This is a genomic window from Acidithiobacillus sp. HP-2 (genome assembly GCF_015100155.1).
Taxonomy (GTDB): Bacteria; Pseudomonadota; Gammaproteobacteria; order Acidithiobacillales; family Acidithiobacillaceae; genus Acidithiobacillus.
Genome location: NZ_JACKZA010000010.1, coordinates 114,737 through 140,177 on the forward strand (window position 1 = coordinate 114,737; position 25,441 = coordinate 140,177).

At 52.8% G+C, this 25,441-nt stretch carries 22 protein-coding genes; 13 read left to right on the plus strand and 9 right to left on the minus strand.

Annotation, left to right across the window (positions count from 1 at the left end):
- The first annotated feature begins 169 nt into the window (after positions 1-169).
- Positions 170-388, plus strand: coding sequence for a hypothetical protein (locus H7F11_RS09720; RefSeq protein WP_193651017.1), 219 nt, complete (start codon positions 170-172; stop codon positions 386-388).
- Positions 389-479: 91 nt separating this feature from the next.
- On the opposite strand, the gene H7F11_RS09725 is transcribed toward H7F11_RS09720, so the two are convergent.
- The 3 genes from H7F11_RS09725 to H7F11_RS09735 form a co-directional block, all read right to left on the minus strand.
- Complete coding sequence (locus tag H7F11_RS09725) at positions 480-1,226, minus strand: SDR family NAD(P)-dependent oxidoreductase (RefSeq protein WP_193651016.1); 747 nt, start codon at positions 1,224-1,226, stop codon at positions 480-482.
- A complete protein-coding gene (locus H7F11_RS09730) occupies positions 1,223-1,798 on the minus strand; it encodes a thioredoxin family protein (RefSeq protein WP_193651015.1) in 576 nt (191 codons plus the stop codon). The genes H7F11_RS09725 and H7F11_RS09730 overlap by 4 nt, the downstream gene beginning before the upstream one ends.
- Before the next feature lie 81 nt (positions 1,799-1,879).
- Positions 1,880-3,643 (minus strand): ABC transporter ATP-binding protein/permease, encoded by a 1,764-nt coding sequence (locus H7F11_RS09735; RefSeq protein ID WP_193651014.1) that lies wholly within the window; start codon positions 3,641-3,643, stop codon positions 1,880-1,882.
- Positions 3,644-3,765: 122 nt separating this feature from the next.
- Between H7F11_RS09735 and H7F11_RS09740 the strand changes: the two genes are divergently transcribed.
- The gene (locus H7F11_RS09740) at positions 3,766-4,248 is read left to right on the plus strand and encodes a DsrE family protein (RefSeq protein ID WP_193651013.1); all 483 of its coding nucleotides are present in this window, start codon (positions 3,766-3,768) and stop codon (positions 4,246-4,248) included.
- Between the two features lie 7 nt (positions 4,249-4,255).
- Here H7F11_RS09740 and H7F11_RS09745 read toward each other — a convergent pair whose 3' ends face one another.
- Together H7F11_RS09745 and H7F11_RS09750 are read right to left on the minus strand one after the other, a co-directional pair.
- Complete coding sequence (locus tag H7F11_RS09745) at positions 4,256-5,059, minus strand: carbon-nitrogen hydrolase family protein (RefSeq protein ID WP_193651012.1); 804 nt, start codon at positions 5,057-5,059, stop codon at positions 4,256-4,258.
- Positions 5,060-5,062: 3 nt separating this feature from the next.
- Positions 5,063-8,734 carry a YhdP family protein gene (locus H7F11_RS09750; protein WP_193651011.1) on the minus strand — a complete coding sequence of 1,224 codons (3,672 nt, stop codon included), beginning with the start codon at positions 8,732-8,734 and terminating at the stop codon, positions 5,063-5,065.
- Between the two features lie 146 nt (positions 8,735-8,880).
- Between H7F11_RS09750 and glnE the strand changes: the two genes are divergently transcribed.
- Genes glnE through H7F11_RS09765 form a run of 3 tightly spaced genes read left to right on the plus strand, consistent with a single transcriptional unit; the run spans position 8,881 to position 12,954 of the window.
- Positions 8,881-11,802, plus strand: a complete 2,922-nt coding sequence (gene glnE / locus H7F11_RS09755; RefSeq protein WP_193651010.1) for a bifunctional [glutamate--ammonia ligase]-adenylyl-L-tyrosine phosphorylase/[glutamate--ammonia-ligase] adenylyltransferase — start codon at positions 8,881-8,883, stop codon at positions 11,800-11,802.
- A 12-nt stretch (positions 11,803-11,814) separates the two neighbouring features.
- Positions 11,815-12,738 carry a branched-chain amino acid transaminase gene (locus H7F11_RS09760; RefSeq protein ID WP_193651009.1) on the plus strand — a complete coding sequence of 308 codons (924 nt, stop codon included), beginning with the start codon at positions 11,815-11,817 and terminating at the stop codon, positions 12,736-12,738.
- A gap of 45 nt (positions 12,739-12,783) precedes the next feature.
- Positions 12,784-12,954, plus strand: coding sequence for a zinc-finger domain-containing protein (locus tag H7F11_RS09765; protein WP_413773194.1), 171 nt, complete (start codon positions 12,784-12,786; stop codon positions 12,952-12,954).
- A 19-nt stretch (positions 12,955-12,973) separates the two neighbouring features.
- Here H7F11_RS09765 and dsbD read toward each other — a convergent pair whose 3' ends face one another.
- Entirely contained in the window at positions 12,974-14,794 is a 1,821-nt protein-coding gene (gene dsbD / locus H7F11_RS09770; RefSeq protein WP_193651007.1) for a protein-disulfide reductase DsbD, read from the minus strand.
- Between the two features lie 434 nt (positions 14,795-15,228).
- Between dsbD and H7F11_RS09775 the strand changes: the two genes are divergently transcribed.
- Positions 15,229-15,990: an alpha/beta hydrolase gene (locus tag H7F11_RS09775; protein WP_193651006.1), complete on the plus strand. Its 762-nt coding sequence runs from the start codon at positions 15,229-15,231 to the stop codon at positions 15,988-15,990.
- A 19-nt stretch (positions 15,991-16,009) separates the two neighbouring features.
- Here H7F11_RS09775 and H7F11_RS09780 read toward each other — a convergent pair whose 3' ends face one another.
- A complete protein-coding gene (locus H7F11_RS09780; protein ID WP_193651005.1) occupies positions 16,010-17,182 on the minus strand; it encodes a lysozyme inhibitor LprI family protein in 1,173 nt (390 codons plus the stop codon).
- Between the two features lie 218 nt (positions 17,183-17,400).
- Between H7F11_RS09780 and groES the strand changes: the two genes are divergently transcribed.
- The 7 genes from groES to H7F11_RS09815 all read left to right on the plus strand — a co-directional run bounded on the left by groES (position 17,401) and on the right by H7F11_RS09815 (position 24,009).
- The gene (gene groES / locus H7F11_RS09785) at positions 17,401-17,691 is read left to right on the plus strand and encodes a co-chaperone GroES (protein ID WP_193651004.1); all 291 of its coding nucleotides are present in this window, start codon (positions 17,401-17,403) and stop codon (positions 17,689-17,691) included.
- A gap of 48 nt (positions 17,692-17,739) precedes the next feature.
- Positions 17,740-19,395: a chaperonin GroEL gene (gene groL / locus H7F11_RS09790; protein ID WP_193651003.1), complete on the plus strand. Its 1,656-nt coding sequence runs from the start codon at positions 17,740-17,742 to the stop codon at positions 19,393-19,395.
- A 372-nt stretch (positions 19,396-19,767) separates the two neighbouring features.
- Positions 19,768-20,175, plus strand: a complete 408-nt coding sequence (locus tag H7F11_RS09795) for a hypothetical protein (protein ID WP_193651002.1) — start codon at positions 19,768-19,770, stop codon at positions 20,173-20,175.
- 30 nt (positions 20,176-20,205) lie between these two features.
- On the plus strand, positions 20,206-20,637 hold the full coding sequence (locus H7F11_RS09800; protein WP_193651001.1) for a hypothetical protein: 432 nt from the start codon (positions 20,206-20,208) through the stop codon (positions 20,635-20,637).
- 51 nt (positions 20,638-20,688) lie between these two features.
- Entirely contained in the window at positions 20,689-22,422 is a 1,734-nt protein-coding gene (locus H7F11_RS09805; protein ID WP_193651000.1) for a hypothetical protein, read from the plus strand.
- Positions 22,423-22,490: 68 nt separating this feature from the next.
- A complete protein-coding gene (locus H7F11_RS09810) occupies positions 22,491-23,207 on the plus strand; it encodes a C39 family peptidase (RefSeq protein WP_227485396.1) in 717 nt (238 codons plus the stop codon).
- A 28-nt stretch (positions 23,208-23,235) separates the two neighbouring features.
- Positions 23,236-24,009 carry a hypothetical protein gene (locus tag H7F11_RS09815; protein ID WP_193650999.1) on the plus strand — a complete coding sequence of 258 codons (774 nt, stop codon included), beginning with the start codon at positions 23,236-23,238 and terminating at the stop codon, positions 24,007-24,009.
- A gap of 76 nt (positions 24,010-24,085) precedes the next feature.
- Here H7F11_RS09815 and H7F11_RS09820 read toward each other — a convergent pair whose 3' ends face one another.
- Together H7F11_RS09820 and H7F11_RS09825 are read right to left on the minus strand one after the other, a co-directional pair.
- Entirely contained in the window at positions 24,086-25,027 is a 942-nt protein-coding gene (locus tag H7F11_RS09820) for a transporter (protein WP_227485397.1), read from the minus strand.
- Between the two features lies 1 nt (position 25,028).
- The coding region (locus H7F11_RS09825) for a transposase (RefSeq protein WP_193658123.1) at positions 25,029-25,441 on the minus strand (413 nt) is incomplete at its 5' end.

Here is a 25,441-nt window from a genome sequence, read left to right on the forward strand (position 1 = left end):
CGCCGGTTTTAGGGGGCACCCTGTAAAAACGGGCACCTTGTCGTCAAAACGTGACAGAAAGCGGCCAACTGACCGTTCGGATAATTTTAGTAAATTGATTTTTCACAAGCATTTTTATTGGCACACTCCTTGCTTTATTGTTTTCAATAGAAAGCTAAGGAGACAGCAGATGGATAACAGCACAAATTTGTTAGCGGCTTTGCGTCGGGTTCGCAGCTTCCCCAGCTACGCTTCTTTCATGGCAGGACATGAAAGACAACGCATCAAACGGGAATTACAGAAACGCCTGCTCCGCTTGCGCCGGCAACGACAGGTTCAGCAACGTCCCAACTTTGTGACCAAACAACAACAAATAGCGGGCGGTATTTTCCAGCATATTTTTCACTGAAGCCTAGACGCAGGTGCGCTGAATTTTCTTTCCGCACTGGGTACATACGCAATTTTTCTAGAGCGCCCACCAACAGGTGGGTGAGGGCATTTCAATCTCGATGAACCAGCCCGGCCCGCGCCTGAGCGCGCGGTTTTATGATGATCTCATCAATATTGACATGAGCAGGACGGCTGACCACCCAGCTAATGGCGTCGGCAATATCTGCTGCCACCAAAGGCTCCATACCCGCATATACACTCGCCGCACGTTCTGCATCTCCGGCAAAACGGACCAGACTGAATTCGGTTTCCACCAGTCCCGGATCAATCTCGGTAATGCGGATGGGTTTGCCCAACCATTCCACGCGCAGGGTTTCAGTAATCGCCTTGACCGCATGTTTGCAGGCCGTATAGCCACCACCACCGGCATAGGTTTCATGGGCAGCAATACTGCCGATATTGACCAGATGTCCAACGCCCGAAGAAGCTTTCAACAGTCGTGGATAGAGTGCCTTACTCATGCGCGCCAAACCCAGCACATTACTGTCCCACATGCGTTGCCAGTGGGATTCCTCCATTTCGGCAATGGGCTCAAGGCCGAGCGCACCGCCGGCATTATTGACCAGAATATCGACCGCCTCGGGTAACTGATCGACAAACTGACGAACACTTTCCGTGTCGGTGACATCCAGAGTCAGGGCCACGCCCTGAATTTCTTCCGCCAATGCCTGCAAGCGTTCGAGGCGACGTGCACCGACATAGACCTTACATCCCTGGCGGGCAAGCTGACGCGCTGTTTCTGCGCCAATACCTGATGATGCCCCCGTAACCACGGCACAGCGCTGGAGGGAGATCATGCCCAACCCTCCGGTTCATTACCAGCCCGCCACTTGATGCTGCAACCTACGCTGGGCAGGACTTTTGCCGGAGGCTCACGCTTTTCGAGCACGGCAGCAACCGCTTCCGATAAATCTTTTCCGGTAACCGGTAACGTATTTTTGGGACGACTGTCATCAAACTGGCCATGGTAAAAAAGCTTGCCTGCCTGATCAAACAGGAAAATGTCCGGGGTACAAACGGCGTTGAAGGCCTTCGCTACGGCCTGATCTGCATCAAAAAGATAAGGGAAGTCATAACCGGCACGCTGCGCTTCGGCAGGCATTTTCTCGGGGGCATCTTCAGGATAAGTATCGGGGTCATTACTGTTGATCGCCACTACCTGCAGTCCCTGGTTTTGCCACTGACGGGCCAGTTCACCCAAATGCTTGCTGATATGCAGTACATAAGGGCAATGGTTGCAGATGAACAGCACCAGTAAGGGCTTGCCCGGGGCAGAAGTGCTCGACCATTGCTCATTTCCTCCTCCGACGGGCAAAGAAAAAGCGGGCATGGCACCACCAACGGGTAAATCTTTTGCAGTCATTGCCATAATTGAATCTCCTTACATTCCTGATGATGTGGCGATGGTCGATGCCGTATTGATCGACCGAAAATTTCCTTCACGTAGCGCTCAAGCGGGGGCCGGAGTCAGATCTCCTGCTGGGCCTTGCTGCTGTACGACTTCCAGCACCCAGGCACCATTACCCTGCAGGCGCAGGCAATGCTGGTGGTGCTGCAGCAAACTGGAGCGATGACCGACACTGATGATTGCGCTTTCCGGAAGGGCTTCGACCAGCAATTGATATAGTCGATTTTCGGCGGGTTCATCCAGAGCCGAACTCGCCTCATCCAGAAATAACCACTGCGGTTTTTGCACCAGCACCCGCGCGAAAGCCAGACGCTGCTGTTCTCCCAAGGATAACACATGCGACCAGAGCCGGGAGTCATCCAGCTTGTCGGCAAGACTATTCATATCAACCCTGCGCAAAATCTGCTGCAGTCGCTGATCATCCACATTGGCTCCAAAGGGATACACCAGAACATCCCGAAGAGTACCCAGAGGTAAGTAAGGTTTTTGGGGAAGAAATAAAGGACGCTCCCCTTCGGGTAGGCCGATTTCTCCATCACCAAAAGGCCAGATACCCGCCAGACTGCGGATCAGCGTACTTTTCCCGCCACCGGATGGCCCCATGATCAACAGTCGCTCACGACGACGGACGTCGAGATTCAGGTCATGCACCAGTTCCCGGCCATCGGGCAAGCGCACATTGAGATCCTTGACCTGCAGGCAGGGCGCGTTTTTCCGCTCAATCTGATAGTGAGTTTCACGGATAACCCGCACCTCATCCATGGATTGTTCAAAAAAGCGCAAACGATCGACGACCGCATGCCAGTTGGCCAGACTGCTGTAACTGCTGACAATAAAGGAAAGCGCGCCCTGCACCTGGGAAAAAGCGGAGGCGATTTGCTGCAGCCCGCCGATACCAATGGCTTTATTCACAAAATAGGCAGGCATGCTGACAATAATCGGAAAAATAATGGCTGCCTGACCATAGCCTGATACCCACCAATTCAGACGCATGGATCGCCAGATGATCCGCCAGTAATTCGCATACACTTCGGCAAAACGCCGGAGAAAATGGTGGCGTTCTTCGTTTTCGCCCCCATATAAAGCCACGCTCTCGCTGTTTTCCCGCAGGCGCATCATGCTGAAACGGAAATCCGCCTGATAGCGTTCCTGATTAAAATTGAGCTTGATCAGCGGGCGGCCAATAAGCGCCGTCAGAATGGTTCCAAATACGGCATATATCAGGGCAGCCCAAACCAGATAACCGGGAATGGTGTATAAAGCCCCATTCCAGGGGATGGTAATCATGGCCGACAACTCCCAAAGCATGAACACAAAGGCCGCCAGAGTCGTTATGGAACTCAGCAGACCAATGATGATGTTCAGGGTCTGACTGGTAAAACTGGCCAGATCTTCGCTGATACGCTGGTCGGGGTTGTCTGTCCCATCGCCGAGCACCTGCATATGGTAAAATGTGCTTTTGGACAACCAGTTGTCGAGATAATGGCGGGTCAGCCAACGTCGCCAGCGTATTTCCAGCATCTGGGTAAAAAAAGTCTGGGATACGGCGGCTATGATGTAGGCTGTCGCCAGCACCAGAAAAATCAGCATCTGATGCCAGGCGGCATTGACAGCAAAACGCTGCAAGGCATTCCAGAAAACGGCATACCACTGGGTAATGCGGTAGGAAATAAACACCATAAACAGATTGAGAATAATGATCAGCGCGAAAACACCCCGTGCACTCCAGCGCTCTTCTGAATGCCACCAATAGGGCTTACTGATACGCCACAAGTCGCGAAAAAATGCTCCGTTAAACTGCTTCATGCACTCTCCCCACCCATAAAAACCTTCAACATCTCAACGCTCCTCCGGTTTTCACGCCGGCCCCGGCTTAATTATTGCTAAGCTTCAGGGGAAGTCTTATCTATAAAGCTCAGGAGAATAGCATGACCCAATCCAAAAACCATTCCCGTCGTCAGTTCATCGGAGGTATTGCTGCTGTTGCTGGAGTCGGTGCCCTGGCCCTCAGCAATCAGGGCAACGCCCAGGGCATGATGGGACCAAGCAAAAACAAGGTAGTGTTTCAACTCAACAAGTCCGATCCGGCTTATATTCTGGACATCCTGCATAGTGCGGCCGTCGTCCTCGGACATTTCAACAGCGATGCTGACATTGTCATCGACTGCTTCGGACCCGGCCTCTGGTTGCTGGTCAAAGCCCCGAAAAATCATCAACATTATGAAAAATTCATTATGGAACAGGTAGAAAGCCTGCACATGTATGGCGTGGTTTTCAACGCCTGTGAACAGACCATGAAAACCATCCACATCGACAAGGCAGACCTTATTCCGCAGGCGGTGCCCGTGTTTAGCGGCGCGGTGGATCTCATTACCCTGCAGCAAAAGGGTTACGCCTATATCGCCTGGTAGGAAACCCTCAGTCCAGTTGCCGATGTTGCAGAGCGGGCAGTTGCTTTCGGCAACTTTGCAGGTAATCCCTGTCCATTCCAGCCATCACCCATCCCGGTCCCTGTTCCATGCGGGCCAGGACCTGCCCCCAAGGGTCAATAATCATGCTGCCGCCAAAAGTCTGGCGACCATTCTGATGCAGACCGCCCTGATCGGCAGCCAGCACGTACGCCTGATTTTCGATGGCTCTGGCGCGCAGCAAACTTTCCCAGTGGGCGGCACCCGTTTGTCGGGTGAAAGCGCTTGGCACCACCAGCAGTTCGGCACCGGCGTAATGACGGTACAACTCCGGAAAACGCAAATCATAACAAATGGAGAGCCCCAGTTGACCCCAAGGGGTTTCCACCCGGACTGGCTGCTTTCCCGGAGCAATACTGCGGGATTCACGATACGTTTCCCCACCAGCCAGATCCACATCAAAAAGATGAATTTTGTCATAGCGGGCGCGGCGCTGGCCTTCATTATCATAAACCAGACAAGCCGCAAAGCAGCGTCCGTCGGACGCTGCGATGGGGATGCTGCCGCCCACCAGCCAGCAGCCCTGCTGACGCGCCTGATCCGCCAGCCAGGACTGAATAACACCCTCACCATCGGGTTCCATCAGCGCGAGCTTGTCCGTTTCATGGCGCCCCATAAAGGCAAAATTCTCGGGCAGCAGGATCAGGTTCGCCCCCTCACCGGCGGCCTCCCGGATCAGCCCTGCGGCTTGCTCAAGATTTTCTGAAGGGATATCCGAAGAAACCATCTGAATCACGGCAAGCTGAGCGTCCATGCGTTATTTATCCTTTGCTGACGATGACGATATGCGAGTAACCATGGGGTGTTCCCAAGTGCCCTGCGCACGGTAATCCAATTTTAGCACCTTACCCGAATTCCCAAACAGTGACGGGCCCAGAAGCGGAAAATGTCCCAGAAGCCAATCAAAACTCTGCAAGGGATAAACCTGCAAATTCAGATTCATTTCCTGGCGAACCATATCCAGAGTCCCTGCTCCATGCATGGCCAGCGCACTGGAATTCAGGCGAATATCCTGACTGCGCGCCAAACCCTTCCCGAGCATGAACCTTGCCGAAAGCACGTGAAAAAACAAACCCTCTCCAAATAATGGGCGGTAATCCAGAGTGAGCAGATCTTTCAGCAGGGTCGTTGGATTCACATAAACCAGCCAGGAAACATCCGTCCCCATTTTTTTAAGGCGACCATTTTTGACAGTGGACTCGATCGTCCCCTGAAGATGCTGCACATTCCAGTCCCAGGGCGCACCCGGCCAGGAAATTTTTCCCGTATACCGGGCTTGCCCATATTCCAGACTGTTCATCCCCAGCGCTTCCAGAGCCGGGCCAATATTGTGGCTCTGCACGGTTCCCTGCAATGTAGTCCTGCCACCATCATGGGGCTGCCATGCCCCGCTGAGATCCCAGTGACTACCGAGCCACTCCCCTTTCAAAGCCGATAGTTGCCAGCCTCTTGGCGAGCGTTCCGCCTGCATGGTCACATCATGGGCAAGATGACCACGCCAATCCAGATGGTCCATCTGGGCATCCAGGTCCAGTGAGCTACCTGTGGCCCAGGCAGGAGAAGAAGGTACCCCGGAAGCCAGCCGGGCAAACTGCAGATCTTCGGTCTGCGCAGGCCTGAGTAGCAGTTTCTGCACATTCAGGTGAATGGCGGCCGCTTGTGCCGGACCTCGTGCCGCCTGATAAGTGAGCTTGCCCGCAGACTGAGGGCTGCGCCAGTGCAAATGCCAGTTACGGCCACGGGCCTCTCCCTGCATGCGGGTATGCTGCCAAACCTGCCCCAGCAGTTGCACTTGCTGCCAATGCAGGTCAAAACGAGTGGTTGGCAAGCTGCCTCCCGGGCCACCTTCCGGCAAGAGAGCGAACCATTCATCCACAGGCAGAACCTTACCCTGTCCGTCTATCCTCACGCCGTAGTCGGGCATTTTGGGAAGGGGGCCCGCACCCAGACGCAGCGCTGCAGCCCGCCACTGCCAATGCCTGCCTTCGCTTTTCCAGCTCAGCCGGGCCTGGCCTTGAGCTGCGTGAACAGTCAGATCAAAAGCACGGTGCCAAAACCCCTGTCCCGAAATGTTGACGCGGGACTTATCCGCATAATTCCAGTTAAAAGGTGCCGGGAGGGTACTGCGACTACGCTGTAACCGGGCATCTCCCAACAAGCGCAGCCTGCCATTTTCCAGGGTTCCGGATACCTGATAGGGAATCACACCATGCAGTCTGGATTGCCAGGATTGCGGCAGCGGTAACTGCCCCGCCTGCAGCGACCCCTGCAATTGCATCTGCAGATGAGTCTGCTGGTCAAGTGCTTTGGCTTGTAAACTCACTTGTGCGGGGCCGCCCACAAACTGACCCTGCAGGTTTTTGGCACTGATGGCATCACGCTGAAAATGAATGGGTCCCGAAATGGATTCAGCTCGCCAGTTTCCCATTTTCATACCGGCTTTTTGCAAAGCAAGCACACCCTGTACCTGGGTTTTTTCATGATGAAATGGCACCTTCAGGGCCAAATGCAACTGTCCTTCCCCGGAAAGTTGCAGGGGCGGCGTTTGCGCATGGCGTAAAATCGGGGTCTGACGCAAACAGGGCAGCAGTTTTGCCATAGGCAGAGGCGTATGGATTTCTGCATACAGAGGCGATGCAAGTGCCGTATCCAGATTGCCAATAGAAACCTGCGCCTCCCGCACCGGAATACCGGAAATATCCCCGTGACTGCGAACGGTCAATGCATTTCCAGTCCACAGCAAACGGGCATCCAGATGCTCCGCATCGGGCCAGCGTGCTGCGTAATGCAAATGCACATTGTGAAAATGCGCCTGCAGATTCAGATGGTCATGATTGTGGTTTTGGGGCAAATGCTGCCAGGGGCCTCGCCAACGCAAATCTGCCTTGTCCAGAGTGCCACTGAGAAAGGCCCTGGAAAGCCAGCGCTGCAATGCCGGTGAAATTCCCTGCTTCGGCAGAAAAGTGTTGATGTCGCGTACCGGCAGGTGCTGCAGTCGGGCTCGCAAATGCAATTGCTGTGGACCAATGCTGGCAGTTAACTGCAAATCTCCAGGACCATGAACACATAATGGATCGGCCTGCAAAGACCAGTGCTGAGCATTCCAGCGACCGGAAATATTTCCCGAAACTTTTTGTAAAAACCAGGAATGGGCAAAATAACGCGGCCAAAATACCTTCAGTTGTCGGCTTTGCAAGTGCAGGCTGAATTGTTGCGGCTGAAAATCAAGATGGCCGCTCAAACCGTCCAGGCGTGGGGCCTTGCCCAGAGCGGGAATATCCAGATCATCCAGCCGGGTTTGTAGTTGCCAGCCCAGCTTTTGGGAGTTCCGGATTTTTGCAAAATGTACCTGCAGGTCCCGCAAACTTCCGTGCCAGGATGATTGGCGCCAGTTTTGCCAGTGCGCTGGTAATAAAGGGCCGGCGATGTCCATAACCAGCTGAACGGGCAAGCGTTTGGCACTGAAATCACCCTGCAATCGCCCCTGCCAGTGGAGACGCAAGCGGGCGGACAAGGGCTGCGCGCTGATCCCGCTGATTTGTGAAATCACAAGCTGCCCCGAGTGGGCAAGCCCTTGCCAGCCGATATTCCCTTCCACCCTGGTCGATTTCCGCCCTGAAAAACCCGGATGTTTCCATTGAAAATGGCCGTCCAAAGCGCTGGGCAAGCCACCCTGCCAGACCAGACTGCCCTCTGCACTCAGCAGCCCCTGCAGCGCAGGGAACCGGCCATCCAGTTCATGCAACCAGGCCATGGGCAGGCCATGTAGCGCCCATTGCCCATTTCCTGCCGCGCCCGTGTACTCCAGACTGCCGCCTTGTGCCCAGTCGAGGTGAACCTGCATGTCCGGTCGTAAGCCGCCTGTACTGAGCCACTGCAAATGCAAGTCTGTTGAATGATTATTGCCTGGCAATTCAATCAAAAAATGTTGGATTTGCAGGCGTGCTGGATCCAGCTTGAGATTAAAATGACTGTTGGATTGACCCGATTTCAGTCCGGCCAACTGCCAATGCCCCCGGGCATTTTTGAGGAGTTTTACAGAACCACTGGTCACATCCAGTTTTCTGACCAGCAGGTCGCCCGCGAACAGTGGCAAGACAAAAAACCGCAAGTCCACATCATTCAGAGACAAATCCGGATGGGCAGCAGACCCGATCAGTAAATGTTGAAATTGCACAGTGGGTCCACCCTTCCATCCGGTCCGGAGGGCACTCAGTTGCACGGGTTCGGAGAAATGCTCTACCAGGGTGCTGCGCAGATAATCCCGGAGCAGTTCCGGCCTGTAGATAAAAAGCAGATAGGCGGCGAGTACCAGCAGCAGTGCAGCCGCGACCAGCACTGCCGAAATCCGGGCGAACCCAACAGCCAACCTGCGCAGAGACTGTCGCAGTCCTGCCTGATGCGGGGCACCAGCATGGGCATCAGCCATGATGCCCGGTCGATCTCATTAAAAATACTGAGGAAATACGCGAAGTTCCTGAATAGCACAAGAAAATGTAAGAGGATTACATGGGTCGTATCATAATCATCTTCAGGTACACTGTGAACATGTATGCCCTGCCAAGGAAAAGCCCCATGTCCCGGAGACCTGTGCCTGAAAACCCGATGGATGAGAGCCCAAAATCCATGCCCCCGAAAACCGGGACGAGCTTACCCACCCAGATCACCGAAATTCTCCGGCAAATGCCTGTAGACAGGGAAGCCATAGAAGAAATGGTCACGGTCATCTGGGCAACGTTTTCGGAAACCCAACGCAACAAGCTGCTGGATAATGGTGCAGGTTTTTTCCGGCATTGCTTGCAGGTTGCCTGCGCCAGCCCCTTTCTGCGCCAATATCTGCAGTGTCATCCCCAGCATCTGCTCCGGTTGGCCAAGGGAGAAATCACCCCGCTTCCCGACTTGAAGGATCTCAGCCCTGAAGCCTTCAATACGGCACTACGGCGCTATCGGAATGCACGGATGATTGAAATCATCTGGCGGGATCGCATGGCGGGTGAGCAGATGCCGGAAACCGTAGCGGCTGTCAGCGCGCTAGCCGAAATCTGTCTACAGCAGGCCTGCACATACGGCCAGGCATTATTGGAACAATCCTATGGATGTCCCGGGAACGATGCCGGAGAGGCGGTTGCTTTCGCGGTCATCGGCATGGGCAAACTCGGTGGAAAAGAGCTGAATTTGTCCTCGGATATCGACCTCATTTTCTGCTTTGGCGAAAATGGCAGCAGTAATGGTCCCCGTTCCCTGGAAAACAGTGAATACTTCAGCCGTTTGGGGCGCTGGCTGATTCAGGCGCTGGATCAACCCGGCGCCGAAGGTTTCTGCTTTCGCGTAGACATGCGTCTGCGTCCTTTCGGGGATGCCGGCCCCCTCTGCATCAGTGCTGCCGCCATGGAGCACTATTATCAGGTCCATGGGCGGGGCTGGGAGCGTTACGCTTTCATCAAGGCCCGACCCGTAGCGGGTAACCTGGATTTTGGTGCAAAAGTGCTGGAAATGCTGAGGCCTTTTGTTTACCGCCGCTATCTGGACTTTACCGCTCTGCAGGGACTCCGTGAGGTCAAGGCCCTGATGGATGCTGAGCAGGGCGAAAGCAGTCAGGACATTAAAAAAGGACAAGGCGGGATTCGCGAAATCGAATTTATCTGTCAATCACTCCAGATCATCCATGGGGGGCGTACCCCCCAACTACGCAATACCAACACGCTCAGCACGCTGGATATTCTCTACGAACTGAATCTACTGCCAACATCCGTTTTTCTGTTATTGGGCAAGGCCTACTGTTTTTTTCGTAATACCGAGCACTGCCTGCAAATGGTCCAGGACCAGCAAACCCAGCAACTTCCCCGCAATGAGAGCGAATGGCAGCGACTGGCTTGCGCCATGCACCATGAGGATGTGGATAGTTTTCGAATGGATCTGGACTGTTTGCGTCAGCAAGTGCATCAGATTTTTTTACAAACGCTGGCTCCGCAAACTGCGCCTTCCAGCAATACCCCGGAACAGGGGCGACAACTCTGGCTGCATGCCCAAAACCATACTCTGGACATGCTCCCTGAAGATCTTTTCCAGCAACTGCATTTTCCAAACCCGACAGAAAGCTGGTCACGACTCTGGCGCTTTGCCCATAGTCGGGATGTCTCTTTGCGGCTATCCACTGAAGGACGCCAGCGTCTGGATAATTTGCTGCCGCAGATACTGGAAATTTGTGCACAGGAAGCCGATAGCGAAGCGCTTCTGCAACATTTTCTGAACCTGCTGGAAGCCATACTCAGCAAAGCCAATTACCTCGCGCTCCTCGCCGAAAACCCCCGCTATCTGCAGCATTGCAGCGCGCTGCTGCACAGTCCCTGGTTAGCGCAGCAACTCGCCCGCTTTCCCGTGCTGCTCGATGATGTCCTCAGCAACAACCATCAGCCCGGGCAATGGCCGGAAATTCTCCACGCCCAACTACAGTATGCGGAAGACCAGGAAGAACGCATGGATGCCCTGCGGCGCTTTAAAAATGCCGAACTGGTACGCCTGGCGGCCAGCTTCTGGACGCAGCAGTTACCTATTGAGTCGTTACTGCGGCAGCTCAGCGATCTGGCACAACTTACCCTGCAAACGGCGCTGGATTGGGCCCGGCTGGAAATGGAACGCCGCCATGGCCGGATCTGCGCTCAGGATGGACAGACAGCATCTTTTGCGGTCATCGCTTTGGGCAAGCTGGGTGGTCAGGAAATGGGCTTCGCCTCAGACCTGGATCTGATTTATTTATATGACGCCCCACCTGATGCAGAAAGTGACGGTCCAGCGCCCCTTCCCGCCTCCACCTGGTATGCCCGCCTGGGACAAAGGCTCATCCACCTGCTCAGCACGCTGACCCGCGCCGGCATATTGTATGAAATTGACATGCGCCTGCGACCCAGCGGCCAATCCGGCCCCCTGGTCAGCAGTATGGAAACTTTCAGTCGCTACCAGCACCAATCCGCCTGGACATGGGAGCATCAGGCCCTGACCCGCGCCCGCTGGGTGGCCGGCGACTCACAGTTAGGAGTACGTTTCGAACAATTGCGTCATGCCATTTTGAGTTCCGAAAGAGACGCCGAGACCTTGAAAAGTGCCGTGTGGAGTATGAGAAAACGTATTTTCGACAATAAAAACATAGCCCCACAAGCTTTTCATCTGAAATTAAGCCCGGGTGGACTGACAGATATCGAGTTTCTTGTACAATTTGCTATGCTAGGCGCTTGCCCAGAGCAGCCGGATTTGTGTCAGAATACCGGCACCGCAGCAGCCATCAGGGCCTTGGTGCAATCCGGTGTTTGGAATGCCCGACAAGGCTCTGATTTGCTGCATGCCTGGAAACTGTACCGGCAAGTAGAAAACGAACGCTGGCTGAACTTGCAGGAAAACAATGTTCATGCCGATGATACCCCGCATTGGGGGGCTTTGCAGGACGCCTCAGAAAAGGTGCGAGTCATCTGGCAGGAATGGATTGGCAGTTATACGGATTAAGGAGAAGTAAAAATGTCCATGGCGGATCGTGACGGTTTTATCTGGTTTGATGGCAAAATGGTGCCCTGGAGAGAAGCTACGGTGCATGGACTGACCCACAGCCTCCATTATGGCATGGGTTGTTTCGAGGGCGAGCGTGCTTATGCCACTCCCCAGGGAGCCGCCATTTTTCGTTTGCCGGAGCATACCAAACGGCTGTTCAACAGCGCCAAAATCCTGCAGATGGAAGTACCATTCACGGAAGCAGAAATCAATGCGGCCACCAGGGAAGTGATTCGCGTAAACCAGCTGGAGTCTGCCTACATTCGCCCACTGCTGTTCTATGGCGCCGAAGGCATGGGCTTATCTGCCAAAGGCCTGAAAGTCCATGCCCTCATTGCTGCCTGGAGCTGGGGCAGTTATCTGGGGCAGGAGGCGCTTGAAAAAGGCATCCGCGTCAAGGTCAGTTCCTTCAATCGTCATCAGGTGAACATCCACCTGTGTAAAGCCAAGGCTACCGGCAATTATATGAACTCCATGCTGGCCCAGCGCGAAGCCTCGTCCTGCGGATATGATGAAGCCTTGCTGCTGGACCGTGAAGGCTATGTAGCCGAAGGTTCCGGCGAGAACGTATTCATGGTGCGCGATGGCATTCTCTATACCCCAACCCTGACCAGCGCCCTGGAAGGCATAACCCGCGACACGATTCTCCGTTTTGCCCGGGATGCCGGCATTCCCATTGTTGAAAAACAACTCACCCGCGATGAATTTTATATTGCCGATGAGGCTTTCTTTACAGGTACCGCCGCAGAAGTCACGCCGATTCGCGAAATTGACGGAAGAGTCATTGGTAGTGGCAGTCGGGGACCCATCACCAGCCAGCTGCAAAGCCGTTATTTTGATACGGTCGCTGGGCGTCGGGATGATCATCCCGAATGGTTGCATCACGTCGCCTGAACCATGAAAAACGCCATTCACTGCTGCAACAAGGGGTTCACCGAGGTGGAACCCCAACAGTTACCGCTCTATTGCCCACAGCCGGAGATGAGCCGCTGGAACGGTCACCCCCGGGTATTCCTCAAAATTGAAGAAACGGGCGAAGCCCGGTGTCCCTACTGCGGCACGCTCTACGTATTGAAGGGTGGGCCGCAGAAAAAGGCAGCAGGACACTAGGTCTGGATATGGCTGCCCGTCAGGATTTGGGCAACCAGCGCATAAAGGCCCGGGGCCCTAAATAGCCCTCCTGCTGGGCCTGCACCTGACCATTTGCGCCAATGGCCATAAATGCCGGTGGGCCAACCAGATTGTAACGTTTCAACAAAGCCCGGCTATTGGCGTCATCCCGGGTCACATCCACGCGGATTAACACCCGATTGTGCAGGGCATTTTCCACCTCTGGCGTCGCGAAGGTCACCTTGTCCATGCGTGCGCATTCCACGCACCAGCTGGCCCAATAATCCACCAGGACGGGTTTATCATCAGCCTGCTTCAGTGCAGCATCGAGGGCTTGGGGACTTTTCACTATGTTAAAGTGCAACGCAGCCTGCTGTGAGCGGTCTGCACCTTTTCCCGCCTCCAGGACTCTTGAGAGCGGCTGTAGCGGATCACTGGCACCGCTCAACGCGCCCACCCCCATCACCAGACCATAGGCAAGCAGGAGGATTCCAACGCCCTTCCAGAAGCGTCTCCAGCCTGCGGCTTCAGCCCCCAAAGCGTCCAGAGCCCCCAGGTAGACAGAGGAAATAACGGCCAGTGCTGCCCAAAGCGCCAGACTGACTGCGCCTGGCAGTACCCGGGCAAACAGCCAGATGGCCACCCCCAACATCAGCACGCCAAAAATGGCCTTGACTGCGTCCATCCAGGCACCGGCACGCGGCAACAGCCGCCCCGCCGAAGTCCCAATAACCAAGAGGGGTACGCCCATCCCCAGACTCAGGACAAACAGCGACAGTCCGCCCAAAAATACATTACCTGTCTGGGAAATAAACAATAAGGCCCCTGCCAAGGGTGCCGCCACACAAGGGCCGACAATCAGCGCCGACAAGGCTCCCATGACAAAACTACTGAACAGATGCCCGCCTTTCCCCATCCCGGAAAGCCGGGTCTGCATTCCACTGGGCATTTGCAACTCATAAAACCCGAACATGGAAAGCGCCAGCAACACAAATATCAGTGCGAATGCACCCAGAATCCAGGGATTCTGGAAAACAGCCTGCAGGTAGGCACCCGTTATTGCTGCCAACACTCCCGCAATGGTGTAAGTCAACGCCATGCCCAGTACATAAGCCAGCGACAAAGTAAAAGCCCGGGATTTTTGTGTACCCCGTTTGGCTTCCTGACCGACAATCAGCGCTGACAAAATGGGAATCATCGGAAATATACAGGGCGTAAAAGCCAGCCCCAGACCGGCAACAAAAAACAGTCCTAAAGTCAGCCAGAAACTGTCCTGCAGAGCGCCAGCCAGTACTCCGGCATTACTGCTACTTTTTACCGGTGAAGACCGGGAATGGGGACTGGGTACCGAAGCGGTCGGTATCGTTGCGGAAGCCGGGGCCTGCAAGGACAGCTGTACTGTCTTGCTTTGTTCAGGATAACAAACCCCTGCGTTGGCACAGCCCTGATAAGTGGCTTTGACGGTCAAAGCGCCCGGCGGGGTGCCTTTGACCGAGAAAGGAATGATTACGGTGTTCTCGCCCTCCAGAACCCGCATTTTTCCAAAAGCCGGGTCATTCAGCATCACCCCCTTGGGAAGCGTGTACTTTCCCAACAAAATGCTGGTGGGCAGCACCGATACCTGAATGCGGTCTCTATAGAGGTGATAACCGGGTGCCACATCCCAGCGCAACTGCAGATGGTCGGGACTGGACAACTTCGCGGAAAAGCTGAACGCCTGATCCGGACTGAGAAAATGATCAGCATGGGCATAACTGGCACTCAGTCCAAATAACAGAACTGCACTACATAAAATAATGAACCTGGCCCAAAGGGTCCTATGTGCCTGCAGAACAACCATGCCGATTTTGCTCCCGAACCTGTGGATGCCCCTCCCGTAGGGGCTTAAAAGGGGAAAGTGTTGCAGCCTACCCTTCTCAGTTACTAGCAACAAGCAGGCCATGGCCTTCCTGAGCAGACCTCACAACCGGCCTTGAAGAAAATTTTGCTGCTCAGGAACTTTTTGAATGGTCCATGCTCCAATCTTATGCAAGCGGCTGTGATAGGTTGCGAGCGCATGTTTCTTCCTCCTTTGGTGGTTTTAGGGCGAATCCTCGGATTTCGCCCTTCTTTTTTCCGACCGGTCGGGATGTTATTTGCAAGAAGCGTTACCTTTTGCTAATATATCTAGGCGATCTGCACCAGCAAGTTTGGATTGCGAGCGCATGTTTCTTTCCTCCTTTGTGGTTTTAGGGCGACTATAGTGTCGCCCTTTTTTTATGTGGAGCCACAGCCATGATCCCTTCTGCCGAACGCCCCTTTACGCTCGTTCACGCCAACGGTGAGCGCCTTGCCGGACTCATTCATGAAACCCATCAAGATCCGGTAGGCATTTTTCTACCGGGCTTTGCTTCCAACATGAATGGCTCCAAATCCCGACTTCTGGCCAAATATGCACAAAATCAGGGTTGGTCGTGGGTGCGCTTTGATCCTCGTGGCGTCGGCCGCTCTGATGGACTTTTTGAACAGCTGGCCCTCTCGCGTTATCTGGAAGACCTGCGCCTGATTCTGCAAATGCTGGAAAACCGGCCCGTCATTCTGGTCGGCTCCAGCATGGGCGGCTGGCTGGCCACCATTGCCGCGACGCGCTGGCCAGAACGTCTGCGCGCCCTCCTACTGATTGCACCCGCCTACAACTTCATTCAGACACTCTTTCAAACCCTTTCGCCAGAAGATCAACACAACTGGCAAACCAGCAACCTGCGCTGCTGGCAGGATCATTACGGGCTGGGTGAATTGCGCATGCGCTTCGACCTGGTGGCTGACAGCTGGCGTTATGATTTACTGCGTTTCCCGGTGCATCTGCATTGTCCGGTGGAAATCCTGCACGGAACTGACGATGAAGCCGTTCCCCTGCAGCAAAGCTATCAATTTGCAGCGCACGCCCATTGTGAACAGCTCGCCGTGCGCCCCCTCTCCGGCATCAATCACCGCCTACAGGGTGCGGATCGGGTATTGCTGCAGAGCCTTTCCGGGCTCTGGGCGCCGCTTGCCTAAAGGGCACCAGATGATCGGACTATTCGCCAATAGAAACTTGCTGAAGGCTTTCGATTCTTTGCTGCGTAATCCGTGCAAAAACGGCTTCACGAGGCAGATCAGGACGCAGCAATGTCGCAAACCGAATCCAGGCATCGCGATATGTTACCCAAAGACGCTGACTGGCCCGCACGTTGTCGATGGTCACTTCCCCGGCAAGGCCAGGAGAGTTTTTTGGATCTGTACCTTCCTTGAGGAGTTTTCGCCAAACTTTATTGAGTTTTTTATCGGTCTGAAGTGCCGAATTCACAGTGGTTAGCGGTAGTTTTTGGCTGACTAACCAACGCATATTGACCAAAAACTCCTCATCCAACGATTCCAACGTGCTGAGGTAGAAAGAAGCATGCGCAGTCCCTGACATATCCTGCTCGTTTTCAGCGGAGCTTTCGTAAAATCTTTTGCTCTTGCTCCGTAATATTTTATAAGCATTGCTTTGTTGTGCATTAAAATTTGCGGTGATCTTAACTAACGCCTTGTCGCGTTTTTCCGCCGCCAGATCACTCGCGATCATTTCACAGGCTCCTCCCATTACACCACTGGTAATATCATTGCAAAAATCAAATGGTTTTAGAGTTTTTCTGGCAGCAGTCTGCTGGCGCATCGCCTCCAGATGGAGAACCCGACCGACAGTTTCTGCTGGCGCACCCCCAGCCTCACAAGCGAAGCGTATCGCCAGCGGCATATTGCGCGGGACTCCGAGACCATTCGCATAAATCATGCTTAAAACTGCCGATCCCATGATTTCACCCCAGGATGACTTGATGTCCTGGTACTCCCGGTACGCACAGAGACGGGACGTTACAAAATCCCGCGAGCCTCCATACCCATAATAATACGCACCAGAATCACAACTATTGCCTCCACTTACATGATTCATCCCGAGACGATCTGCAGGAGGAATCGGCACCTTTGCATTTTTTTGACAAAGTGCCTGCAGATAGGATTTCTGCTTCATAAACTCCCAATCGCTTGCAGCTACTGGCAACAGACCCGCCAAGCAGTAAAGTAAAAAACCAAAAATTCCAGTAGATACAGGATGATGAAAAAAAGAACTTCGGTTTTTTTGCAAGCAAAAGGGTATCACTTGCCTATGACTCTGAATGCAGCGATCTTCAACAGGAATTAAAATAAATTTACTATTTACAAATAACATGATAGCTCCCCACCTTTTAGATTTAGGGTTTGAGAGTACGATATTCCCAAACACTGCGCATAGCTCTCTGCGATCACCGACCAACGCGCCTCAAGAATTACGCAATGCCCCCTTGACAGCGGAATCTCAGCGCCTATGATTAGCACTCGATGGGTGTGACTGCTAACAACACCCAGGATGAAGACATCCATTCACTTGTAAAAACGAGGAAATGCTCAATGAAACTGCGTCCTTTACATGATCGCGTCGTTATTCGTCGCCTGGAAGAAGAGCAGAAGACCGCCGGCGGAATCATCATTCCCGATACGGCAAAGGAAAAACCCGTGCGTGGCGAAATCGTCGCCGCTGGTCACGGCAAAATTCTGGAAGACGGCAAAGTCCGTGCCCTTGATGTAAAAACAGGGGACCACGTCCTGTTTGCCAAATATGCCGGCACCGAAATCAAGGTGGAAGGCGAAGAGCTGCTGGTGATGCGTGAAGACGACATCATGGCGGTCATCGAAAAGTAAGTGTTGCTGAATATATCAACCCTTATTCATTTATTTTGAGGAGTATTTATGCCAGCCAAACAAGTTGCCTTTGCTGAACACGCCCGCGAAAAAATGCTGCGCGGCGTCAACGTACTTGCCGATGCCGTCAAGGTCACCCTGGGCCCGAAGGGTCGTAATGTGGTGCTCGACAAGTCATTCGGTGCCCCCACCATCACCAAGGACGGCGTCTCCGTCGCCAAGGAAATCGAACTGGCCGACAAGTTCGAAAACATGGGCGCACAGATGGTGAAAGAAGTCGCCTCCCAGGCTTCCGATGAAGCCGGTGACGGCACCACCACTGCCACGGTTCTGGCCCAGGCCATCATCCGCGAAGGCCTCAAGGCCGTGATCGCCGGAATGAACCCCATGGATCTGAAGCGCGGCATCGACAAGTCTGTCGCCGTTATTGTCGAAGAGCTGAAAAAGCAGTCCAAGCCCTGCAAAACCCAGAAGGAAGTGGCCCAGGTCGGCACCATTTCTGCCAACTCTGATGACTCCATCGGCAAAATCATTGCCGAAGCCATGGAAAAAGTCGGTAACGAAGGCGTCATCACGGTCGAAGAAGGCTCTGGCCTCGACAACGAACTGGACGTCGTGGAAGGGATGCAGTTTGATCGCGGCTACCTGTCCCCCTACTTCGTCAACAACCAGGACAAGATGGTTGCCGATCTGGAGAATCCCTACATCCTCCTGCACGACAAGAAAATCTCTTCCATTCGTGACATGCTGCCGGTCCTGGAGCAGGTTGCCAAGGCCAGCCGTCCGCTGCTGATCATTGCTGAAGACGTGGAAGGCGAAGCCCTGGCTACCCTGGTCGTCAACACCATGCGGGGCATCATCAAGGTTGCTGCTGTCAAAGCCCCTGGCTTTGGTGACCGTCGCAAGGCGATGCTCGAAGACATGGCCATTCTCACCGGCGGCCGCGTGGTCTCCGAAGAAATCGGCATGAAACTGGAAAGCACCACGCTTGCCGACCTCGGTCAGGCCAAGAAAATCGTCATTGACAAGGAAAACACCACCATTATCGATGGTGCCGGTCAGCAGGGCGAAATCAAGGCCCGCGTCGAGCAGATCCGTCGTCAGATGGAAGATGCCAGCTCCGACTACGACCGTGAAAAACTCCAGGAACGGGTGGCCAAACTGGCCGGCGGCGTTGCTGTCATCAAGGTCGGTGCCGGTTCCGAAATGGAAATGAAGGAAAAGAAGGCCCGTGTCGAAGACGCCCTGCATGCTACCCGTGCGGCCGTCGAAGAAGGCATCGTCCCCGGAGGTGGTGTGGCCCTGGTCCGTGCCCGTCATGCGCTGGAAGGCTTCAAAACTGCCAACCACGACCAGGACATGGGTGTGGCCATCATCCGCCGCGCCATTGAAGAACCTTTGCGTCAGATTGTGGCCAATGCCGGCGGTGAAGGCAGCGTCATTCTGAACAAGGTGGTAGACGGTAAGGCTGGTTATGGTTACAACGCTGCCACCGACGAATATGGTGACATGTTCGAAATGGGCGTCATTGACCCGACCAAGGTTACCCGCACCGCGTTGCAGAAGGCCTCCAGCATTGCCGGCCTGATGATCACCACGGAAGCCATGGTCACCGAACTGCCCAAGAAGGATGACAAGGCAGGCGGCGATATGGGTGGTGATATGGGTGGTATGGGCGGCATGGGTGGTATGGGCGGCTTTTAAGCCTCTTCACCCGCAGTCTGTAGCATCAGAAAACCGGCCCCCTGATTGGGGGGCCGGTTTTTTTTTGCGTAAAAAACCTGTTCCACATTAAGTACCGCATTTGAAATCACCAAACACAGCAGCAACAGAATCAGCCGTATCAAAAAAATTACAGTTCTACAAAAATCCATTCATGATTGTTTTACTTGTAAATTTACCACCATAGCTGAGTTTTTCATGTAAGCGTGGTCATCAATCTGTTACACACAATTGATATGCGCAAAAGAGTCTCCCGCTCAAATAAAATTTAACGTGTTGTTATATATAGAGTTTAACAAGTGGCACGATAACTGCTTATGAAGAGCGTACAATCAGCTTCTTGGTGCCAAGAAAATGAACACGCTTCATAAGATCACCGTTAATTATAAATGGTCAATATTAGCTCTTGGCTTGATATGTTTTGTGCCTTATGTTGGATTAGCGCAAGCAGATACCCTCGTATCCAGCAAGCAAATTCAGAAAGAAGCAACCCTGTTTCCTCAACAAACGAATTTAAATAAATCGTTTGTTGGAGCGAGCAAAGCAACCCATCAATTTGAAATAGACAGCAAGGTATCCAATCAACAGTTGGCGAGAGTCTCGGGCAAAGGTATTCCGGTTAGCCTGCCTACGATAGGACGGAACACCAATGGAGTAGTTCTTTGGGATGAACTGCAGACGCGCTCTGGCGGCGGTAAAACCTCCATTGAATGGAGCGGCGGGAACAATCTGCAAAGCATCAGCATGTCCACAAATCGCTAACAATTTTTCAGATAAAGGGAGCCGAGAGCAATGAAGTCAGAATTTCTTGTAGGGTTGACCTTGATTTTTGCCGGATTTTCCGTGAGCGCTACAGCAGCCACTCAGACAGCACCCGTAAATCATTCGAGCAGCGTTATTGAAGGGAATGCGTTTGTGAACGGTACAGGTGTTATGGCTATTAATGAAGTTGCAGGAGCAGGTAATGCTCAAGCCAACAGCGTCCAAATGGTTATTGGTGCTATCAGACCTGTATCAAATAACATTTTGTCGCAAAGCGTTACAAATACTGATTCAGCCACAAAAGACCCATCGTCAACACCCAACAGTTTGAATAGTGTGGTCATCAGTCCCACAGCTTTTAAAGGAGCTGAAGGCATTGCTCAGATCAATCAGGTATCAGGATCAGGCAACACCTCAGCAAACAGTTTCGCCCTCGGGATAGCCCCCGGGGTGATTCACTAGGCAGTATCAACATCGTTGTTATGTGTATAACACCCACTCAAGGAGAATAGTATGAAAACCTCTATCAAGTTAAGTCCAGTTGCCATTGCCATCGCCGCCCTCGTGGCCGCGCCCATGGCGTTCGCTGCAGGTGCCAGTGTCAACAACGGCCAGCAGAGCAGTAGCAATACCCAGATTTCTGTTATGAACTCCACCAACCATGCCAACATGCTGGGCAATGCCGGTGCGGGCAGTGTTGGCAACGTTGGCGTCAATATCGCCACCGGTAACCAGAACCAGCAGTCCAACGCTGGCTCTCTGGCCGCCAACGGTAAGATCCATGCCGCATCAACTGCCGCTGTTTCTGCCACCCAGGGTCAGGGCCGTAATCTTGCCATCCAGATGGTTAATGGTAGCAACAATGTCAACATGACCGACCATGCGCTCTCCGGTGCCTCCGGCAACATTGGTGCCAATATGGCCTCCGGCATTTTCAACCAGCAGCAGAATAATCTGGCCGTGTCCTCTGCCAAGAAGGCCGTGAGCTCCACCGCAACGACCAGCACCAGCCAGAATCTTGGTCAGAATTTGAGTGCCAGCGTCTATAACTTTGGTAGCCAGGGAAATGCCAACAACACCCAAATCGGCGGAAGTGCGTTAAGCAACACTGCAGGCAACATCGGTGTCAACCAGGCTGCGGGCATTAGCAACCAGCAGAGCAACTCCATGGCGCTGGCTTCCGTGAGCAAGAAAACGACGAAGTCTGACGCTTCCACCTACACCGCGCAGAGCCAGGGGCAAAACCTTGCGATACAGGTGGTGGGTGGTGCCAACGCTGTCGACCTGACTGCACACGCTCTGCAGGGAGCCGCTGGCAACATCGGTGTAAACATGGCCTCGGGCAGTTTCAACCAGCAGCAGAACAGCACCTCCATAGCCAGCGCTGCCAAAAAAGCTGGCATGGTTGACTCGGCCACCAACACCAGCCAGAACATGGGTAGTGAGGCCAACCTCAGCACCCTGAACTATGGCCACATGGTCGGTGGCAGCAATGAAACCGGTGTTTATGGGAATGTACTAAGCAATGCTGCCGGCAACATTGGTCTCAATCAGGCTGCCGGTATCAGCAATCAGCAGAGCAACTCCCTGGCCATTGCCACTGGCAGCAAGAGCTATGGTGCCACCGCCACTGCAGGTACCAGCCAGTCCATGGGTGGAGTCCTCAGTTCACAGGGCATCCCTGTAATTTTTGGGCCTTTGGCCTGGTATCTGTCCTACCAGAACAATGCCGCCGGAATCGGCAGCAATGCCCTGCAAGGTGCCACTGGCAACATCGGCGTGAATCTGGCTTCGGGTGCCAACAATCAACAGGGTAACTCTACCGCTCTGAGCTACGTCAGCAAAGGGAAGAGTCATTCTTGGGGCACCGCCATAGCTGCTGCCCAGCAGCTTTCGGTCAGCAACATTGCCTCTGATACCAAAACCACCGATTCCAGCTTCATCAATGGCAATGCAGCAGAGAATGCCGTCGGCAATATCGGCATCAACGTGGCCACCGGAGTTCAGAACCAGCAGCAGAATGGGCTGGCACTGGTTTCAGTTGCTTCTACCCACGCCATGGCAACGGCTTGTGCGCCAGTCAGTCAGATGGCCTATACCAATCTTGGTGGTACCGTGGCCTCGACCTATACCAGCAGCGTCAGCGGCAATGCCTTGCAGAATGCTTCCGGTAACATCGGTCTGAACGTCACCGCAGGCAACGGCAACCAGCAGTCCAATACCATGGCAATTGCCAGCGCTCAGTAAGCACCAGATGAAACTTCGCCACCCCTATGGGGTGGCAGTTTTACAAAATTCATCAGGAGGCTGCCATCATGTATAAATCCAAAGTAATACGTCCTTTTGTCTTGTCCAGCCTGATCATGGCAGGGGTGTTTGCTCTTACCCAAAGCAGTGATGTCAAGGCAGCAGCCTTTGGCGGGATAATTCCTGGAGCAGGCGTCATTCGTCTACCTGTCACGAACATGATAGGCATGCATTTTATTCATGTCGTTCGGCAACACACAGACTTTTCCTGTGGAGCCGCTTCATTGGCAACCATCCTCAAATACGCATTCGGCCAGAATGTTGACGAAGAAGAGGTCATAAAAGGCCTGTTCACCGTGAGCGATCCAGCAGAAGTTAAAAAAGTCGGATTTTCCATGCTGGATCTTAAAAAGTATGTAGACAAAATCGGGCTAAAGGGCGAGGGATACATTGTCACTCCCGCAGAGCTCGAAAAGATTCATATTCCGGTCATAGTGTTATTGGATCTTGGCGGCTACAAGCACTTTGTTGTTCTTGAGAAAACGGGAGCAGAACACGTCTATCTGGCCGATCCTGCCCTTGGGAATCGTATCATGCCTAAAGAACAATTTCTTAAAGACTGGAACAAGATTGTTTTTGCAGTATTCGGGAAAGGCTTTGAACCACACTCGGTGCTTCTCAGCCCGCCAGAACCACCCAGCGCACTTAAACTGCTGCATGGCATTTTACCCAACACAAAAGTATCGCCGGCACACTTTGGTTTTGATCAGGCAAATTACTTTTAATCATAAATATACTTGAGAGAGGCACATCATGAACGAATATCTACTACATAAAACGGCTGTAGTGGCGGGTTGTTGTATGGCTGCCTCGTCGCTGCTCCTCAGTCCAGCAGCGTTGGCACTCCCCTTAACACAGGTGCTACCAATCAGTTTCAAACCGGTTTCCGATCAAGCCTTGTCAAAAATTGTGGGACGCGGCGTCATTGGTGGCTCCATCGTTTATTTTGGCGTGGAAATGCAAACTAACTGGACCTCTGAAAATAGCCAAACACCCATGCGCAGCACCATGAATGTCGCACTAAACAGTTCTGGGAATATTTTCTTACCCACTATTACCTATTCTGTAAATGGTAACCTGCCGCAAGCCACCCGAAGCACCAATAACCAAGTTGATGGTAGCGGAATTAATAACACCAGGGGAGTTACCCAAGCTATTCAAATTGCGGGGAATAGCAATTCCATTCAGAACGGAATGTCATTGAATGTAGTTAAAGGCACACCGGACACTCCCATCTCTGGAACAGCCCTAACGGAAGGAGTAAACAATATAAACAATTCGACTACCATGACTGTACAAAATAATGGACAGTTATCCATGGCAATCAATAATGGAGGAGCATCTGTTCGTCAAGGCATAGGACCCAATGGATTATTCCAAATAGCTCAGGTGGGCACCAATTTAAACATCATACAAAATCAGATGAAGCTGACCTTGGGTGTCAATCAAAACAAAGTAAATACCCAGAACATTGCGCAGTTACAGTCAATTTTGGGCAGTATGCGTGGATTAACTGCTGCGCCATAAAATATTTTTAGTGAATTTAAAAAAGGGGGATAACTTAATCTAAGTTATCCCCCTGTTTTTCCACTATTAAATCACATCAGAAATTATAAGGGATAGTGGCCGTAAGCTGAAAACTCGGCGCACTGCTTGTCATTCCCGCACCAAGATTCATAATCACTGAAGATTTCGAGTTAAAGGCATAAGTCATTCCAACATTGGCAATGGCAACATTAGCTCCACTTCCAACCAGTGTCGTCCATGGGCCACCTGGAGTCCTGATTTGCGTGTCAGACTGAATACGGTCGGCAAAAGAAGTACTCAGACTCAGTCGATCATTCAAGGCAAAAGCCACTCCCAAACTGTATTGAAATGCATTTCCCAATGCGACTTCCCCGGGCTGAATCTGATCCATTGCCGTACTGATATCAGGAAAATTTTTATTGAAATTATAATAATAACTGACACTTCCAAAAAAAATCGCCGGATCCGAGGTGGCCACAAAAGAGAGCCCCGGGTTCAAGGTCCAAACGCCATTACCAGTGGGTAAATTAGTAGGGACGATGAGATTAGAGTTGCCGGCGTCAGGTTGGTAGACCTTTATTCCATAGGGATTTATGCCAGTAGGTGCAGTAAGCAGAAGACTGGCTGTCAAACTGGGCCAGTTTTTACTTTCATTAAAAATCTGGTAATAACCACCAAAACTGATATCCCCAAGACGGGGACCACCCGAGGAAACCGTCGCTTGGCTGTAGCTTTTAGACGCATCCTGTGCACCGCCAATCTGGTAAACACTCTGACGATAGACAATCGGCACGTTCAGCACCAACTGCAAACGATTGGAGACAGGATAGTAGGCTGATTCAGTGAACGTATAAATATTTGAATTGACTTTTGAAATATTTATATTTCCTAGAAAAATAGCGCCCAGGGCAAGAAAACCATTGAGATTCAACGTGTTTTGATCTGAGTAGGCATAGGAAACGCTGGATTGCAGCGTTAATTGCGGATAAAAGAAATCTGAATTTTGGTTCCTCGTCATTTCAAGTGGGTAGCCTGAGATCCAGCTTGCCCAGGATCAGGTAGGCCATGTTGATAAAGTTCTTGTGCGTGCGGTAACCCCGAGCCTTGGCCTTGGCGGATTGAATGAGGCTGTTGAAACCTTCCAGAATTCCATTGGTGATCTGGCTCTCGAACCATCGGAGCACGCCATCCCAGTGATTCATGATGGTGTAGGCGACCCTGACGATAGGCGGCAGATCGCTGGTTCTGGCGTTTTCCAACCAGGCTTTCAAGAGGGTAGCCCCCTGGTGGCGATTCTTGATCGTGAAGATGTCCTGAAAGGTCAGGCGGAACTGGTAGGCCTGCGCCGTCTTGAGGTTCTGGTCTTTGAGCAATTCCTGCAGCTTTTCTTTCTGCTTCATTTTGAGGTTGCAATCGTTCTTGAGCCAAAGCC

Bases quoted from the DNA above. Each gene is read 5' to 3' on its own strand.
- H7F11_RS09720 (WP_193651017.1), top strand. From the start codon at position 170: ATGGATAACAGCACAAATTTGTTAGCGGCTTTGCGTCGGGTTCGCAGC.
- H7F11_RS09725 (WP_193651016.1), bottom strand. From the start codon at position 1,226: ATGATCTCCCTCCAGCGCTGTGCCGTGGTTACGGGGGCATCATCAGGT.
- H7F11_RS09730 (WP_193651015.1), bottom strand. From the start codon at position 1,798: ATGGCAATGACTGCAAAAGATTTACCCGTTGGTGGTGCCATGCCCGCT.
- H7F11_RS09735 (WP_193651014.1), bottom strand. From the start codon at position 3,643: ATGAAGCAGTTTAACGGAGCATTTTTTCGCGACTTGTGGCGTATCAGT.
- H7F11_RS09740 (WP_193651013.1), top strand. From the start codon at position 3,766: ATGACCCAATCCAAAAACCATTCCCGTCGTCAGTTCATCGGAGGTATT.
- H7F11_RS09745 (WP_193651012.1), bottom strand. From the start codon at position 5,059: ATGGACGCTCAGCTTGCCGTGATTCAGATGGTTTCTTCGGATATCCCT.
- H7F11_RS09750 (WP_193651011.1), bottom strand. From the start codon at position 8,734: ATGGCTGATGCCCATGCTGGTGCCCCGCATCAGGCAGGACTGCGACAG.
- glnE (WP_193651010.1), top strand. From the start codon at position 8,881: ATGTCCCGGAGACCTGTGCCTGAAAACCCGATGGATGAGAGCCCAAAA.
- H7F11_RS09760 (WP_193651009.1), top strand. From the start codon at position 11,815: ATGTCCATGGCGGATCGTGACGGTTTTATCTGGTTTGATGGCAAAATG.
- dsbD (WP_193651007.1), bottom strand. From the start codon at position 14,794: ATGGTTGTTCTGCAGGCACATAGGACCCTTTGGGCCAGGTTCATTATT.
- H7F11_RS09775 (WP_193651006.1), top strand. From the start codon at position 15,229: ATGATCCCTTCTGCCGAACGCCCCTTTACGCTCGTTCACGCCAACGGT.
- H7F11_RS09780 (WP_193651005.1), bottom strand. From the start codon at position 17,182: ATGTTATTTGTAAATAGTAAATTTATTTTAATTCCTGTTGAAGATCGC.
- groES (WP_193651004.1), top strand. From the start codon at position 17,401: ATGAAACTGCGTCCTTTACATGATCGCGTCGTTATTCGTCGCCTGGAA.
- groL (WP_193651003.1), top strand. From the start codon at position 17,740: ATGCCAGCCAAACAAGTTGCCTTTGCTGAACACGCCCGCGAAAAAATG.
- H7F11_RS09795 (WP_193651002.1), top strand. From the start codon at position 19,768: ATGAACACGCTTCATAAGATCACCGTTAATTATAAATGGTCAATATTA.
- H7F11_RS09800 (WP_193651001.1), top strand. From the start codon at position 20,206: ATGAAGTCAGAATTTCTTGTAGGGTTGACCTTGATTTTTGCCGGATTT.
- H7F11_RS09805 (WP_193651000.1), top strand. From the start codon at position 20,689: ATGAAAACCTCTATCAAGTTAAGTCCAGTTGCCATTGCCATCGCCGCC.
- H7F11_RS09810 (WP_227485396.1), top strand. From the start codon at position 22,491: ATGTATAAATCCAAAGTAATACGTCCTTTTGTCTTGTCCAGCCTGATC.
- H7F11_RS09815 (WP_193650999.1), top strand. From the start codon at position 23,236: ATGAACGAATATCTACTACATAAAACGGCTGTAGTGGCGGGTTGTTGT.
- H7F11_RS09820 (WP_227485397.1), bottom strand. From the start codon at position 25,027: ATGACGAGGAACCAAAATTCAGATTTCTTTTATCCGCAATTAACGCTG.